The organism is Streptomyces virginiae (assembly GCF_040638905.1).
GTDB classification, from domain to species: domain Bacteria; phylum Actinomycetota; class Actinomycetes; order Streptomycetales; family Streptomycetaceae; genus Streptomyces; species Streptomyces virginiae_B.
Genome location: NZ_JBEZYV010000026.1, coordinates 24,866 through 41,217, shown reverse-complemented (window position 1 = coordinate 41,217; position 16,352 = coordinate 24,866). Strand labels below are relative to the sequence as shown.

Sequence of the window (16,352 nt, the reverse complement as noted above, 5' to 3'; positions counted from 1 at the left end):
GCCGAACCGGCAGCCGGCCAGGAGACCTTCGGCGCCTTCCACGGAGTCGCACCCGCGTCATCGGCCTTCTTTGCGCCACCCGCGCGGACCGGCTTGACCGGTACCGCCTTCGGCTGCTTGAGCTCCGGTAGCGACGGCTTGGATTTGCCATCCGCTACGGCTACAGCGCTGGGCAACAGGCCCGAGAGGACGGCTGCGGCCAACGCCACAGAAAGTCCTCGCGCACTGAATTTTCTCACACCCCACCCCATGCTTCTAGAAAGATTTACGGCGCAGACTAACAGGCAGAATTCGCCAATCCGGCATCCCGGAATTGTTCCAATTGGACCAAGGGGAACTAGTGGCTCATATGGGATGACACGCGCCTGACCGGCGTAAAAATTGCAGGTCAGGGTGCAGATGCTGTCCGAAGCTCCCAGTAGAGTCAGCCCCGTGGATATCGGGCAGATGGAGTGCATGTGAGAAGAAGAGAGGCCCTGCTCGGCGTGCCGGGCGGGCGGGGGATTTCACGGGCCATCTCGATGGCCCTGATAAGCGGAATAACCGCTACCGGATTGACAGTGATTAATCCTTCAACGATTGCCGTCGCGGCCACTGATCCGGTCGCTGAGGGCTCCATGAGTGCGGAGGACTTCGCGCTCGCCAAGGCGAAGGAGACCGGCCAGCCCTACGAGCTGACGTCCGCGCGCACAGAGACCTCGGACACCTGGGCGCTGCCGACCGGTAAGTGGTCGATCAAGCGCCACGGGACGACGGTGCGCGTCCGGCAGGCCGGTGGCTGGGTGCCCACCGATCCGACGCTGCAGTTCGCGGGGGACGGGAAGGTGAAGCCGAAGGCCTCGGCCGTCGCGATCGCCTTCTCCGGTGGTGGCACCGGCCCGCTGCTGACCGGGGTGAAGAACGGGCGGACCCTGTCGTTCACCTGGCCGCAGGCGCTGCCCAAGCCGACGCTCGCCGAGAACGTGGCGACCTACGCCAATGTTCTTCCGGACGTCGACCTCCAGCTGAAGGCCGAGGTCGAGGGCTTCTCCCAGCTGTTGGTGGTCAAGTCTGCCGCGGCGGCGCAGCACCCCGACCTCGCGACGCTCAAATTCAAGCTCGACACGGTGGGCCTGAACGTCACCAAGAACGCGACGACGGGTCTGTTGACCGCGACCAATCCGGCCGGCGAGATCATCTTCACCTCGCCGAATCCGGTGATGTGGGACTCGACCACCACGGGAGACGGTGCGCAGGCTGCACGGATGGGAGTGGCCAGCGCCGCTTCGGAAGCGAGCGGAGCCCCTTCGGACGTCTTCGTGACGCCGTCGGGAGCCAAGAGCGCCCAGATGCCCACCACCGTGACGGGCGGCAACCTGGAGATCAAGCCCGACCAGGCCCTCCTGAAGGGTGCCGGGACCAAGTACCCCGTCTTCATCGACCCCTCGGTGGCATGGGGCGACCGGCAGAACTGGGCGTGGGCCTACCGCACCTGGGCGGACAACTCCTACTGGAACACGAAGGAGGACGTGCGGGTCGGGTACGAGGACGAAACGAACGGGCTTTCGCGGTCCTTCTTCCAGGTCGACACCTCCGCCGTCAAGGGCGCCCAGGTGTCGAAGGCGACGTTCCGGATCAAGGAGACCTGGTCCTGGTCCTGCACCCCGAAGCCCGTGGAGCTGTGGACCACCGGCCCGATCTCGCGGGACACGACGTGGAACTACCAGCCTGGTAAGCGCAATTGGCTCGACACGGTCAATGCGGCCAAGGGCCGGGCCGCCTGCGCCGCCGGGAACCTGGAGTTCAACGCCACCAACGGTGTCCGGGAAGCGGCGTCGAACGGCTGGTCCAGCATGACCGTGGGCCTGTACGCGTCCAACGAGAGCGACGAGTACCACTGGAAGCGGTTCGACCCCAAGACCGTGACGCTGGAGATCGAGTACAACAACCCGCCGAACACGCCGTCCGACCCGGGTGTCTCGCCCTGGGTCCCGTGCGAGCAGGGCGGCGCGATCGGCAACACCGCGATCAGGCTCTACGCGACGGCCTCCGACCGTGACGCGGGAAACCTGAACACGGAGTTCCAGATCTTCAAGGCCGGTGAGAGCAGCCCCACCCTCACCCAGAACCTTCCTTCGAACAACGGCAAGTTCGTCACCTGGAGCGTCCCGGACGCTTCCCTGCCCGACGGGAGCTACACCTGGCGGGCGCGGACGACCGACGGGGACGGTGCCCAGTCGGGCTGGACCCAGTCCTGCAAGTTCACCGTCGACCGGGCCCGTCCGGCGGACGCACCGAAGATCAGCTCCACCGTCTTCCCCGACGGCACGAGCGGCTGGCCCGCGGGCACCGGTAAAGCGCGTAGCGCAGGCGCGTTCACCCTCTCCGCCAACGGTGACAAGGACGTCGTCTGGTACGGCTACTACACCGACTGGGACCCGGAGGTGAAGAGCGCATCCGTCGCCGCAGGCACTGATTTCACCGCGCAGATCACCCCGCCCGGCGCCGGCCCGCACCTCGTCTACGCCTTCACCCAGGACGCCGCCGGCAACCGTTCCGACACCACGGTGTACCGGTTCTACGCGGGCCGCGCGGCGGCGAAGGACGTACCCCACGACGTCAACGGTGACGGGAACCGGGACATCTGGAGCAACGACCTCTTCGGCAGCCTCCTGACCTACTCGGGTCAGGGCAACGGCAAGTTCTCCGCCATGGTCAGCTCCGCCAAGTCCTTCGCCGGCGCCCAGGTCGCCAATCTGGGCGACTGGGACGACAACGGCTACAACGACATGCTCGCCCTCCAGCAGAAGCCCGGTCTGCCGAGCAAGACGCTGTGGGTCTACGGCAACAACGGCCAGGGCAGCGTCATCAAGCCTGTCGAGAAGTCCGTCGCGCGGCCTGCGGAGAACCACTGGTCCAACGCCGAGCAGATCATCGCACCGGGCAACCTCGACAACGACGGCGTCCCTGACATCCTCGTCAAGCAGGGCGACAAGCTCTGGGCCTACTTCAACTCCGTCTACGGCGACCTGGACGAGGCCACCCCCGTGCTCGTCGGAGGCACCGACTGGAACAAGTACACGGTCATCGCCGCCGGGGACCTCAACAAGGACGATGTGCCGGACCTGCTGCTGAGGGACAACGCCACGGGCGACGTCCTGAGCACGCACGGGAAGAAGAGCCCGGAGCCGAAGCACACGGTCGACCTGACGACCTGGGGCACCCTGCCCCGCACGAAGGTCCACTCCGGTCTGCCCCAGGCGAGTTACCCGCAGATCGGCTCGTCCGGCGACCTCAACGGCGACGGAGCTGCTGACCTGTGGGCCCGCCAGGCGGACAACACCATGGTCGGCTGGCCGGGCAAGACCACCGCTGACGGTTCGACCATCGCCTCCTTCGGCTCGCAGTTCCAGATCGACGGAGTTCCGGGCGCCCGCATCCCGGCCGGTACCACCCTGACGTCGGGGCAGGAGTACTCCAGCGGCAACTCCAAGCTGGTCATGCAGTCCGACGGCAACCTCGTCATGCTGAGCAAGGGCGGCAAGCAGCTCTGGGCCACCGGCACCGGGGGGAACCCGGGTGCGACGGCCCGCATGCAGAGCGACGGAAGCTTCGTCGTGGTCACGGCCGACGCCAAGACCATTCTCTGGAGTACCAAGACCAATACTCCGGGCTCGTACGCGATGCTCCAGCCCCGCGGTGTCCTCGTCATCTACACCGCTTCGGGGCAGAGCCTGTGGAGCAGCGGCAGCCAGAGCCGGCCGGACTACGACGGCGACGGCTACACCGACGTGGCGGTGCGTGACGTCAACGGTCATCTATGGATCTATCCGGGCACCGGCGGTACGGGCACCAGCACGTTGGGCCAGCGGTACCTCGCCGGCAACGGCTGGTGGCGTGACTACTGGACGGACGTGCACTCCGCCGACCTCAACAACGACGGGTATTCCGACGTCGTCACCCGCAACAAGTTCGGGGACCTGTACCTGTACCCGGGTACCGGCCGGACGGGAACCGAGACGCTCGCCAACCCGATCCTGATCGGCACGGGCTGGGACACCTACGCCGACCTCGGCTTCGGCGACCTCAACGGCGACGGCCGCACTGACGTCATCGGCCGCGGAAGCGACGGCAACCTGTGGGTCTACCCCCACAAGGGCGGCACCGGCACCGACACCCTGGGCAGTCGCGTCTCCATCGGCGTCGGCTGGCACACCGGGTACTGGCCCAGCCTGCGGTTCACCGACATGAACGGCGACAACAAGGTCGACATCATGGCGCACAGCAACAACGGCACTGGCAAGCTCCACCTCTACCCGAACACCAGCAGTGGCGATTCGGTCAGCTTCGGTGCTTCCAGCGTCGTCGGGGAGGGCTGGTGGAACGGGGAGTGGACCCCCTACGCCGGCGACCTCAACGCCGACGGAAAGCCCGAGCAGGTCGGAGTGACCCGTACCGGGGACTTCTTCGACTTCCTCCCCGAGGGCCGGAGCCTGATCGGCGTCGGCTGGATCGGATACGACATCCTCCTCTGACCCCTGAAAACCAGTGAGGGGGGTGAGATCCGGTAAGGATCTCACCCCCCTTCCTGCTGCCGCCGGCCTTAGGAGCGGACGGCGACCTTGCCTCTTTCGCCCGCCTCGGCCGCCGGGTCCGGCGTTGCCGAAGCAGCCTCCGCTCCCCGGGCGCCGCGGCGGCGGCCGCCCAGGTCCTTCAGGCGCATCGCCGGCTTCTCCACGCAGTGCCACGACAGCATCGCCAGCAGGACGGTCACCGCGAGGCTCAGACCGAGGTAGGGCAGCAGGCCCCAACGGGCGAAGCCCAGGATGACCAGCCCCTGTTCGACCACGAAGCCGTAGATGTAGATGCCGTACGAGTAGTCGTTGCGCGCGCCGACCCGGCGGAAGGGGGCCGGGAGGCGGATCGCCAGCCAGACCAGGAAGTAGGCGAAGGCCGGCAGGCCGACCACGAAGAGGAAGCCGTAGTGCGCGCTGAGCACGAGCACCAGGAGCGAGGCGAAGCCGAGCACGTCGCTGACCGGTATCCGCTCGCGGTACAGCTCGATGACCGTTCCCAGCGCGAAGGCGAACCCGAGGTAGATGACGAGGACCGGATTCGTGAAGCCCAGTACGGGAAGGTCGACCGGGTGGAAGTAGGTCGCGTCGAAGGAGCCCGCCCAGAACCGGTCGCCGGCGGCCTGCCTGATGACGAGCCATCCGAGGAGGCCTGCGATCAGCAGCACCGCGCGTCGGGCGCGCGCGAGGACGCCCGTCAGGGCCAGGAGCGCCACGCCTCCGTAGCAGAGGACCTCGTAGTACAGAGACCACAACGCCCCGTCGATGCTCCGGTCATGAGCGACACCCTTGGCCATGGCGTCGGACATCAGATTGGAGACATCGTTCTGGTTGAGCTGGATCGCGCCGTTCGACCGCAGGTATTCCACGGGGCCCCATGCGTGCCCCCAGAAACCGTCCAGGCTCCCGTGCAGTTTCCAGTGCAGAACCGGAGCGGCAACGAATGCCGTCAGGAACAGGCACGCCCACAGCCCGGGCAGCAGGCGCAACGCCCGGTGCCACAGGAACCTGCCCAGCCCCAGGCGTATTCCGCTGCGGGTGACGAGGATCCCCGAGAGGATGAAGAACCCGTAGACCGACCACTTTCCGAGGTCGGCCTGGCCCTGCGTGAATGAGTGGCCGAATTCGGTCTTTCCGAAACCGAGCACACGCGCGTGGGAGACGACAACGGCCGCCGCCAGAATCAGCCGGATAAAGCCCAGGCTGTTGTTTCGGCCGGTCAGCAGTTCGGCAACGGTGCCGTGGGACCACCGCCCCGACCACCGAGAAGTGCGGGTATCCACTTACGATGCCTATCCCCTGGTTCGGTCAACCGCCAAAGGCTGCCGGGGCCCAGCGCCCGATGTCCAATCCACTTCGTGCGAAGTGGTGCAGGTCACGGTCGACCGTGCGGTCGACCGTGACCGCGCCCGCGCGGTCACGTCCGCGGGATGCGGACCACGCCCTCCTGGATGACCGTGATCGCCAGTCGGCCGTCCTGGGTGTAGATGCGGGCCTGGCCCAGGCCCCGGCCGCCGTGGGCCGACGGGGACTCCTGGTCGTACAGCAGCCATTCGTCCGCGCGGAAGGGCCGGTGGAACCACATCGCGTGGTCCAGCGAGGCGCCGACCACGTCGCCCACCGCCCAGCCGCCGCGCCCGTGCGCGAGCAGGACCGCGTCGAGCAGGGTCATGTCGGAGACGTAGGTGGCCAGGCAGGTGTGCAGCAGCGGGTCGTCCGCGAGCTTGCCCTGCGTGCGGAACCAGACCTGCGAGCGGGGCTCCAGCGGCTCGCCGACCGTGCCCCAGGGCGGGGTGGTCGCGTACCGCAGGTCCACCGCGCCGCGCGCCTCCAGCAGTCGCTCGACGGTGCCCGGGTCGCGGAAGGTCTCGCGGTACGGCGGCAGCGCCTCGGCGGCCGTCGGCAGGGACTCGGGGTCCGGGGCCGCAGGCATCGGGACCTGGTGCTCCAGCCCCTCCTCGTACGTCTGGAAGGACGCGGAGAGGTGGAAGATCGGCTGGCCGTGCTGGACGGCGACCACGCGCCGGGTGGTGAAGGACCGCCCGTCGCGGATCCGGTCCACGGAGTAGACGATCGGCGCGCCGGAGTCGCCGGTGCGCAGGAAGTACGAGTGCAGCGAGTGCGGCAGACGGTCCGCGGGCACCGTGCGCCCGGCCGCGACCAGGGCCTGGGCGGCCACCTGGCCGCCGAACACGCGCGGCACCAGAGAGGTGCGGCTGGTGCCGCGGAAGATGTTCTCCTCGATCTGCTCCAGGTCGAGCAGATCGAGGAGATCCGTCAGTGCCTCGTTCAAGGGGACTTACAGGCCCATCGACTTGGCGATGATCGACTTCATGATCTCGCTGGTGCCGCCGTAGATGCGGTTGACGCGGTTGTCGGCGTACAGGCGGGCGATCGGGTACTCGTTCATGTAGCCGTAGCCGCCGTGGAGCTGCAGGCAGCGGTCGATGACGCGGTGCGCGACCTCGGTGCAGAACAGCTTCGCGGAGGCGGCCTCGGCCGGGGTCAGCTCGCCGGCGTCCAGGGCCTCCAGCGCGCGGTCGGCGACGGCCTGGGCGGCGTCCACCTCGGCCTGGCAGGCGGCCAGCTCGAACTTGGTGTTCTGGAAGTGCGCGACGGGCTTGCCGAAGACGGTGCGCTCCGTGACGTAACTCTGGGCGAACCGGACGGCCGCGGCGGCCTGGGCGTAAGCGCCGAAGGCGATGCCCCAGCGCTCGGAGGCCAGGTTGTGGCCGAGGTAGTAGAAGCCCTTGCCCTCCTCGCCGAGCAGGTCCTCGACGGGGACCTTCACGTCGACGAACGCCAGCTCGGCGGTGTCGGAGGTCTTCAGGCCCAGCTTGTCGAGCTTGCGGCCGATGGAGTAGCCCTCGGACTTGGTGTCCACGGCGAAGAGGGAGATGCCGAAGCGGCGGTCGTCCTCGCTGGGGGCGGAGGTGCGGGCGCAGACGATCACGCGGTCGGCGTGGACGCCACCGGTGATGAAGGTCTTGGAGCCGTTGAGGACGTAGTGGGTGCCGTCCTCGGAGAGCTTGGCGGTGGTCTTCATGCCCGCGACGTCGGAGCCGGTGCCCGGCTCGGTCATCGCCAGCGCCCACATCTCCTCGCCGGAGACGAACTTCGGCAGGAAGCGCTTCTTCTGCTCGTCGTCGGCGAGCATCTTGAGGTAGGGCAGGGCGAGCAGCACGTGCACGCCGGAGCCGCCGAAGTTCACGCCCGCGCGCGAGGTCTCTTCGTAGAGGACGGCCTCGAACTTGTGGGTGTCCAGGCCCGCGCCGCCGAACTCCTCGGGCACGTTGATGCCGAAGACGCCCAGCTCGCCGAGCTTGTAGTAGAAGTCGCGCGGCGCCTGTCCGGCAGCGAACCACTCGTCGTAGACGGGGACGACCTCGGCCTCGATGAAGGCGCGGATGGTCTCGCGGAACGCCTCGTGGTCCTCGTTGAACACCGTACGGCGCACGGCCGGCTCCCTTCGTCGCGGCGGTCCGCCGCCTAAATTAAGCGCTTGCTCAGACTAAGTTACCGACGAGTTGGCCGCGCTGTCCAGACTCGGTCGCACGCGCGTACGTCACACCCGCGGCCGGATCACTCCCGGCGCAGCGCGAACCACAGCTCCATCCGCACGTCCGGATCGTCCGGGTCCCGCTCCAGCAGGACCGCGCAGCGCGCCACGCGCTGGCGCACGGTGTTGCGGTGGACCCCCAGGGCGGCCGCCGTGCGGTCCCAGCTGCCGTGGTGCGCCAGCCAGGCGCGCAGGGTCTCGCGCAGGGCGGGGGAGAGCGGACCGAGCAGGGCCTCGGCGTGGGCGCGGGCCTCGGCCTCCCCGACCAAGGCCGCGAAGCCGGCGTCCGCGTGCCGGGCCAGCGGGGTGCGGGCCGCCTCCGCGCGCTGGAGGGCCCGCTCCGCCTGGGCGTCGGCCGCGGCCAGTGCGTCGGGCGCCGCAGGTGCGCTCACCCCCAGCCGCCATCCCGGCTGCGCGCCCGGCTCCCGGTCGGTCAGCAGCCGCACGCCGCCCTCGTGCGGGGCCAGCAGTACGGTGCCCAGCGCGGCCGCGAGGGCCTGCGGATCCCCGGTACCCCGGGCGTGGACGGCGTACCACGGCCCGGCCGTCAGGGCAGCGGCCGGATCCCCGTCGAGCAGCAGCCGGGTCAGGGCCGCGGCTTCGGCCCCGGCAGGCCGCTCGGCGGTGAGCAGGGTCAGCAGTACGGCGGCCACCGAGGCCACGGTGTGGTCGCCGGGCGCGCGCGTCGCGGTCGCGGTGCCCAGCGCGGCCCGCCCGGCCAGGGCGTAGGCGGCCAGGTGGTGTCCGCCCGCCCGGTCCGTGGCCGTGGCGGGCCCGCCCTCGCGGCCGACCCGGGCCAGCAGCGCGGACAGCGCCTCCCGGGCCGGGGCGGGCAGCTCCGGACCCGCCGTCCGGGCGCCCGGCCACAGGGCGACCGAGCCGCCCAGGCTCGCGGCGAGCCGGGCCAGCACCGCCGGGACCGGATCGGGCCGGGCCGCGGCCGCCGCCAGGGCCTGCTGGGCCTCGGTGGTCCGGCGCAGGTCCCGGGTCCGGGCCTCCGCCGTCAGCCGCCCCACCGCGCGGGCGACCGCCGAGAACGGGGTCCGAGGCGGAACCTCCAGCAGCGGCAGCCCGTGCCGGGCGCAGGCCTCGGCCAGCGCGACCGGGACCTCCTCGTGCACCGGGGCCACGCCGAAGCCGACGGCGGCCGCCCCCGCCCCGGCCAGCCGGGCCACGTACCCGTCGGGGTCCTCGGCGGGCCCCGCCCCGGCGGTCAGCAGCAGCTCCCCGCCGAGCAGGTAGGGGGAGGGGTCGGGCATCTCGGAGGCGTGCACGCCGTGCACCCCGGCGGCGGCCGGCCCGGCGAGGTGGCGCAGGCCGAGCTCCCGGTCGGCGAGCAGCGAGGCGAGGAGCACCGGCGGGGTGAGCGGCTCCCCGGCGGGTCCGTTGCCGTACTCCGGATCGCGGGGAGCGGCAGGCATGGATACTCCGTACACATCAGTAGGGCCAGATGGATGAAACGTACACTCCCCACCCTCCTGTGGCCCGCTTACGCTCGAAGGACCGCACACGTCAGGCCAGAGAAAGAGGCACAGCCATGAGCACGCAGCCGCGCGGACCCGTCGACTCCTCCCGCATCCCGCGCTACGCGGGCCCGGCCACCTTCGCCCGGCTGCCCCGCCTCGACGAGGTCGGCTCCGCCGACGTCGCCGTCGTCGGCGTGCCCTTCGACTCCGGCGTCTCCTACCGCCCCGGCGCACGCTTCGGCGGCAATGCGATCCGTGAGGCCTCGCGCCTCCTGCGCCCCTACAACCCGGCGCAGGACGCCTCCCCCTTCGCCCTCGCGCAGGTCGCGGACGCCGGTGACATCGCGGTGAACCCCTTCAACATCAACGAGGCCGTGGAGACGGTCGAGGCCGCCGCCGACGAACTCCTCGCGGGCGGCTCCCGCCTGATGACCCTCGGCGGCGACCACACCATCGCCCTCCCGCTGCTGCGTTCGGTCGCCAAGAAGCACGGCCCGGTCGCGCTGCTGCACTTCGACGCGCACCTGGACACCTGGGACACCTACTTCGGCGCCGAGTACACCCACGGCACCCCGTTCCGCCGCGCCGTCGAGGAGGGCATCCTCGACACCGAAGCCCTCTCCCACGTCGGCACCCGCGGCCCGCTGTACGGCAAGCAGGACCTCGACGACGACGCGAAGATGGGCTTCGGCATCGTCACCTCGGCCGACGTCTACCGCCGCGGCGCCGACGAGGTCGCCGACCAGCTGCGCCAGCGCATCGGCGACCGCCCGCTCTACATCTCCATCGACATCGACGTCCTGGACCCGGCGCACGCCCCCGGCACCGGCACCCCCGAGGCGGGCGGCATGACCTCCCGCGAGCTGCTGGAGATCATCCGCGGACTGTCCTCCTGCAACCTCGTTTCCGCCGACGTGGTCGAGGTGGCCCCGGCGTACGATCACGCCGAGATCACCTCGGTCGCGGCCTCGCACACCGCGTACGAGCTCACCACGATCATGAGCCGTCAGATCGCGGCGGCGAAGGCCAAGTAAGAGCCACGCAAGAAGGGCACCACACACCCGTGACGCACGACCACGACCTGGTACTCCGTCCCACCGAGGCCCAGACGGCCGCCGCCCTGGCCCCGCCGCCGGGGCGGACGGGCGGGGACCTGGTCGTGGAGACGCTGCGTTCGCTGGGCGCCACCACCGTCTTCGGGCTGCCGGGGCAGCACGCCCTCGGCCTCTTCGACGCGGTGGGGCGCTCCGACCTGCGCCTCGTCACCCTCCGGGTGGAGAACAACGCGGGCTTCGCGGCGGACGCGTACGGCCGTGTCACCGGCGAGGCGGCGCCCCTGCTGCTGTCCACCGGCCCCGGCGCGCTGACCGCCCTGCCGGCCCTGGCAGAGGCGGCGGCGGCCTCCGCCCCCGTCCTCGCCATCTCCTCCCAGGTCCCGGTCGCCGGCCTCGGCGGCGGGCGCCGCGGCCACCTGCACGAGCTGCGCGACCAGGCCGCGTCCTTCCGGGACGTGGTCAAGTCCGTCCACGAGGCGCGCAGCCCCTCCCAGATCCCCTCGGTGATCGCCGAGGCCTGGGAGTCCGCGCTCACCGCTCCGCACGGCCCCGTCTGGGTGGAGATCCCGGAGGACGTCCTGCGGTCGGAGACGATCGTCCCGCAGGTCACGGGCACGGACGCGATCCCGCACGAGCTCGCCCCCCGTCCCGAGCTGACCGCGGTGGCGGCCCACTGGCTCTCACACGCCTCCCGCCCGGTGGTCATCGCCGGCGGCGGGGTCGTCCGCTCGGACGCGTCCGGCAAGCTCAGGCAGCTCGCGGAGCGCCTGAACGCACCCGTGGTCACCACCTTCGGCGGCAAGGGCGCCTTCCCCTGGACGCACCCGCTGTCCCTCCAGTCCTGGCTGGAGGACCGCCACATGACCGACTTCCTCGAAGACGCCGACGTGCTCCTCGTCGTCGGCTCGGGCCTCGGGGAACTGTCGTCGAACTACCACACGTTCCTCCCCAGGGGCCGGGTCGTCCAGATCGACGCGGACCTCGGCAAGCTGGAGGCCAACCACCCGGCCCTGGGCATCCACGCGGACGCCCGCCTCGCCCTCCAGGCGCTGCTGGAGACGGTGTCCGAGCGGCAGGACGACCACGCCCCCGAGCGGGTCCGGATGGTCCTGGAGGACATCGCGGCCCGCCTCGCGGACCAGGACCTGGCCCTGGAGCAGTCCCTGCTGACCTCGATCCGGTCAGCGCTGCCGGCCCGCTCCCCGTCCTTCTGGGACATGACGATCCTGTCCTACTGGGCGTGGTCGGCCTTCGACCCCAAGCACCCCAACACCATGCACTCGGCCCAGGGAGCCGGCGGCCTCGGCTACGCCTTCCCGGCGGCCCTCGGCGCGTGCGTCGCCGAGCCCGGCACCCCGGTGCTCGCCGTCTCCGGGGACGGCGGGGCGATGTACTCGCTCGCGGAGCTGGCCACGGCCCGGCAGCACGACCTGGACGTCACCTGGCTGATCGTGGACGACGGCGGCTACGGCATCCTGCGCGAGTACATGACCGACGCCTTCGAGGGCCGCACCACGGGCACGGAGCTCACCCGCCCCGACTTCACCGCCCTGGCGGAGTCCTTCGGCGTTCCGGCGGCCACGACGACCCCCGAATCCCTGACGACCGACCTCAGGAAGGCCCTCGCCGCCCCGGGCCCCTCGGTCCTGGTCCTCCCGGCCACCCTCAGGATGTTCGCCCCCACCCACCTTTGACCCCCGGGGGCGGCGGCGTGCGACCCGGGCGGCCCAACGGCGGGGCTCCCCCGGGTGCGCCGGAGCCGACCTGCGTACACGTTCGAATGGTTGCGGCGGGATGAAATCCGCCGGTCGGGGCGTTCCCGCTTCCGGCAGGACAGGACCGAACGGGGAGGCCTACGTGGCGGCGGCACAGACAGCGGCGGGGGAGAAACAGGGCTGGGCCAAGAGGCTGGCCGCCTACACCTGGCGGTACAAGGCCAACGTGCTGCTCGCGCTCGGCTCCTCCCTGGCGGGCATGGCCGTCATGGCGCTCGTACCCCTCGTCACCAAGGTCATCATCGACGACGTCATCGGGGACCGGACCAAGCCCATGGGCCCCTGGGCCGGGATGCTCATAGCGGCCGCCCTGCTCGTGTACGCCTTCACCTACATACGCCGGTACTACGGCGGACGCCTCGCCCTCGACGTGCAGCACGACCTGCGCACCGACATGTACGACACCATCTCCCGGCTCGACGGGCGGCGCCAGGACGAGCTGTCCACCGGGCAGGTCGTCGGACGCGCCACCACCGACCTGCAGCTCATCCAGGGCCTGCTCTTCATGCTCCCGATGACGATCGGGAACTTCCTGCTCTTCGGGATATCCCTCGGGATCATGCTGTGGCTGTCGCCGCTGCTGACCGTCGTCGCGCTGCTGATGGCCCCGGCGCTCTGGTTCATCGCCAAGCGCAGCCGCAAGAAGCTCTTCCCCGCGACCTGGTACGCGCAGGGCCAGGCCGCCGCCGTCGCGGGCGTCGTCGACGGGGCCGTGACCGGCGTACGCGTCGTCAAGGGCTTCGGGCAGGAGGAGCAGGAGACCGGCAAGCTCCGCGAGGCCGGGCGCAGGCTCTTCGCCGGACGGCTGCGGGCCATCCGGCTCAACTCCCGCTACACCCCCGCCCTCCAGGCCGTGCCCGCGCTCGCCCAGGTGGCCATGCTGGCCCTCGGCGGCTGGATGGCCACCGAGGGGCAGGTCACGCTCGGTACCTTCGTCGCCTTCTCCACCTATCTCGCGCAGCTCGTCGGCCCCGTCCGCATGCTCGCCATGGTCCTCACCGTCGCCCAGCAGGCCCGCGCCGGCGTGGAGCGGGTCTTCGAGCTCATCGACACCGAGCCCGCGATCGCGGAGGGCGAGCACGAACTGCCCGCCGACGCGCCCGCCACCGTCGAGTTCGAGGACGTCCACTTCGGCTACGACCCCCAGCGGCCCGTCCTCGACGGGTTCTCGCTCTCCGTGGCGGAGGGCGAGACCGTTGCCGTCGTCGGTGCCTCCGGCAGCGGGAAGTCCACCGTCTCGCTCCTGATGCCGCGCTTCTACGACGCCGACCGCGGCACCGTCCGCATCGGCGGCCACGACGTCCGCGAGCTGACCTACGCGTCCCTGCGCGGCGCGATCGGCCTGGTCCCCGAGGACTCCTTCCTCTTCTCCGACACCATCCGCGCCAACATCGCCTACGGGCACCCGGGCGCCACCGACGAGCAGATCGAGGCCGCCGCCCGCGCCGCCCAGGCCGACGGGTTCGTCCGGGCCCTGCCCGCCGGGTACGACACCAAGGTCGGCGAGCAGGGCCTGACCCTCTCCGGCGGCCAGCGCCAGCGCATCGCGCTGGCCCGGGCGATCCTCACCGACCCCAGGCTGCTGCTCCTCGACGACGCCACCTCCGCCGTGGACGCCCGTGTCGAGCACGAGATCCACGAGGCCCTGCGCGCGGTCATGGCCGGCCGGACCACCGTGCTGATCGCCCACCGCCGCTCCACGCTCGCGCTGGCCGACCGGATCGCCGTACTGGACCGCGGGCGGCTCGCCGAGATCGGCACGCACGAGGAGCTGGAGAAGCGCTCGCCGCTCTACCGCAGGCTGCTGACCGACCCCGACGCGCTCGGCGCCGGCTCGCCGCGGACCCCGGACGCCCTCGCGATGGCCGAGTTCGAGAGCGATCTCGACCGCGACCTCGAACGCGACATCGAGTTCGAGGCCGAGATCGACTCCGAGCCCGTCAACGCCAAGCGCAGGGTCCCCGCCGGGATCACCCCCGAGCTGTGGCGCCGCCGCGACGAGCCCGGAGCGGCCGCCGCCGGCGCCCCCGCCGCCGCTGCAGGCGGGATGCCCGGAGCCGGCCACTCCATGGCCGGTGCGGTCGCCGGAATGCCCGCCACCCCCGAACTGCTCGCACAGGTGGCCGCGCTGCCGCCCGCCGACGACCGGCCCGACGTGGACGAGAGCCGCGCCGCGGCCGCCGAGGAGAGCTACGGCCTGCGCCGCCTGCTGAAGGGGTTCTGGGCGCCGCTCGCCATCAGCCTCGCGCTCGTCGCCGTGGACGCGGGCGCCGGACTGCTCCTGCCGATCCTGATCCGCCACGGCATCGACCAGGGCGTGGAGCAGGCCGTGCTCGGCGCCGTCTGGGTGGCCGCCGGCCTCGCCCTCGCGGTGGTCATCGCCCAGTGGGCCGCGCAGGTCGCCGAGACCCGGATGACGGGCCGCACCGGCGAGCGCGTCCTGTACTCGCTCCGCGTCAAGATCTTCGCCCAGCTCCAGCGGCTCGGCCTCGACTACTACGAGCGCGAGTTGACCGGCAAGATCATGACCCGGATGACCACGGACGTGGACTCGCTGTCGACGTTCCTGCAGACCGGGCTGGTCACGGCCGTCGTCTCCGTCTTCACCTTCTTCGGGATCCTGGTCGCCCTGCTCGTCCTCGACGTCGAGCTCGCGCTGATCGTCTTCGCGACCCTGCCCGTCCTGGTCGTCGGGACGATCGTGTTCCGCCGCAAGTCCGTCGCCGCCTACGAGCTCGCACGCGACCGGGTCAGCCTGGTCAACGCCGACCTGCAGGAGTCCGTCTCCGGTCTGCGGATCGTCCAGGCCTTCCGCCGCGAGGGCTCCGGCGCCACCCGCTTCGCCGAGCGCAGCGACTCCTACCGCCAGGCCCGCATCCGCGGCCAGTGGCTGATATCGGTCTACTTCCCGTTCGTGCAGCTGCTGTCCTCGGCCGCCGCGGCCGCCGTGCTGATCGTCGGCGCGGGCCGGGTGGAGGCCGGGACGCTCACCACCGGCGCACTGGTCGCGTACCTGCTCTACATCGACCTGTTCTTCGCCCCGGTCCAGCAGCTCTCCCAGGTCTTCGACGGCTACCAGCAGGCCACCGTCTCCCTCGGCCGCATCCAGGACCTGCTGCGCGAGCCGACCACCACCCCGCGGCCCGAGGACCCGCGCGACATGCCCGCGCTGCGCGGGGAGATCGCCTTCGAGAACGTCCGCTTCCAGTACGGGACGGCCCACGAGCGCGGCGAGAACGGCGAGGCCCTGGCCGGCATCAGCCTGCGCATACCCGCGGGTCAGACCGTCGCCTTCGTCGGCGAGACCGGCGCCGGAAAGTCCACCCTGGTCAAGATGGTGGCGCGGTTCTACGACCCGACCTCCGGCCGGATCACCGCCGACGGCGCCGACCTGAGGGAGCTCGACCTGACGGCGTACCGCCACCGGCTGGGTGTCGTCCCCCAGGAGTCGTACCTCTTCCCGGGGACCGTCCGCGACGCCATCGCCTACGGGCGGCCGGAGGCGAGTGACGCCGAGGTGGAGGCCGCCGCCCGCGCGGTCGGCGCCCACGCCATGATCGCCACCCTCGACGGCGGCTACCTGCACACCGTCGCGGAGCGGGGCCGCAACCTCTCCGCGGGCCAGCGCCAGTTGATCGCGCTGGCCCGCGCGGAGCTCGTCGACCCGGACGTGCTGCTGCTCGACGAGGCCACCGCCGCCCTCGACCTGGCCACCGAGGCCCAGGTCAACCAGGCGACGGACCGGCTCGCGGGCAAGCGCACCACGCTGGTGGTGGCGCACCGCCTGACCACCGCCGCGCGCGCCGACCGGGTCGTGGTCATGGACCGCGGCCGCGTCGTCGAGGACGGCTCCCACACCGAACTCCTGGCGCGCGGCGGCCGGTACGCCGAACTGTGGCGCACCTTCGTCGGGGAGGACGAGCCCGCAGCGGCCTAGCGGGCGG

Annotated in this window: 8 protein-coding genes; 4 read left to right on the top strand and 4 right to left on the bottom strand. The window is 71.1% G+C overall.

Going from position 1 to position 16,352, the window contains the following annotated elements; translation table 11 throughout:
- Window positions 1-617 precede the first annotated feature (617 nt).
- A complete protein-coding gene (locus AB0F82_RS28150; protein WP_362632354.1) occupies window positions 618-4,514 on the top strand; it encodes an FG-GAP-like repeat-containing protein in 3,897 nt (1,298 codons plus the stop codon).
- Between the two features lie 68 nt (window positions 4,515-4,582).
- Here the strand turns inward: AB0F82_RS28150 and AB0F82_RS28145 are convergent, their stop codons facing one another.
- The 4 genes from AB0F82_RS28145 to AB0F82_RS28130 all read right to left on the bottom strand — a co-directional run bounded on the left by AB0F82_RS28145 (window position 4,583) and on the right by AB0F82_RS28130 (window position 9,533).
- A complete protein-coding gene (locus AB0F82_RS28145; protein ID WP_362632352.1) occupies window positions 4,583-5,836 on the bottom strand; it encodes an acyltransferase family protein in 1,254 nt (417 codons plus the stop codon).
- Between the two features lie 134 nt (window positions 5,837-5,970).
- Window positions 5,971-6,846: an acyl-CoA thioesterase II gene (gene tesB, locus AB0F82_RS28140; RefSeq protein ID WP_362632350.1), complete on the bottom strand. Its 876-nt coding sequence runs from the start codon at window positions 6,844-6,846 to the stop codon at window positions 5,971-5,973.
- Window positions 6,847-6,852: 6 nt separating this feature from the next.
- Complete coding sequence (locus AB0F82_RS28135) at window positions 6,853-8,010, bottom strand: acyl-CoA dehydrogenase family protein (protein WP_356810136.1); 1,158 nt, start codon at window positions 8,008-8,010, stop codon at window positions 6,853-6,855.
- 125 nt (window positions 8,011-8,135) lie between these two features.
- Window positions 8,136-9,533, bottom strand: coding sequence for a helix-turn-helix domain-containing protein (locus AB0F82_RS28130; RefSeq protein WP_362632347.1), 1,398 nt, complete (start codon window positions 9,531-9,533; stop codon window positions 8,136-8,138).
- Between the two features lie 116 nt (window positions 9,534-9,649).
- On the opposite strand from AB0F82_RS28130, the gene speB reads away from it, so the two are divergent.
- From speB to AB0F82_RS28115, 3 genes are all read left to right on the top strand, one after another.
- A complete protein-coding gene (gene speB, locus AB0F82_RS28125) occupies window positions 9,650-10,612 on the top strand; it encodes an agmatinase (protein ID WP_030032703.1) in 963 nt (320 codons plus the stop codon).
- 29 nt (window positions 10,613-10,641) lie between these two features.
- A complete protein-coding gene (locus AB0F82_RS28120; protein ID WP_362632344.1) occupies window positions 10,642-12,327 on the top strand; it encodes a thiamine pyrophosphate-binding protein in 1,686 nt (561 codons plus the stop codon).
- Between the two features lie 163 nt (window positions 12,328-12,490).
- Window positions 12,491-16,345: an ABC transporter ATP-binding protein gene (locus tag AB0F82_RS28115; protein ID WP_362632342.1), complete on the top strand. Its 3,855-nt coding sequence runs from the start codon at window positions 12,491-12,493 to the stop codon at window positions 16,343-16,345.
- The last annotated feature ends 7 nt before the right edge of the window (window positions 16,346-16,352 follow it).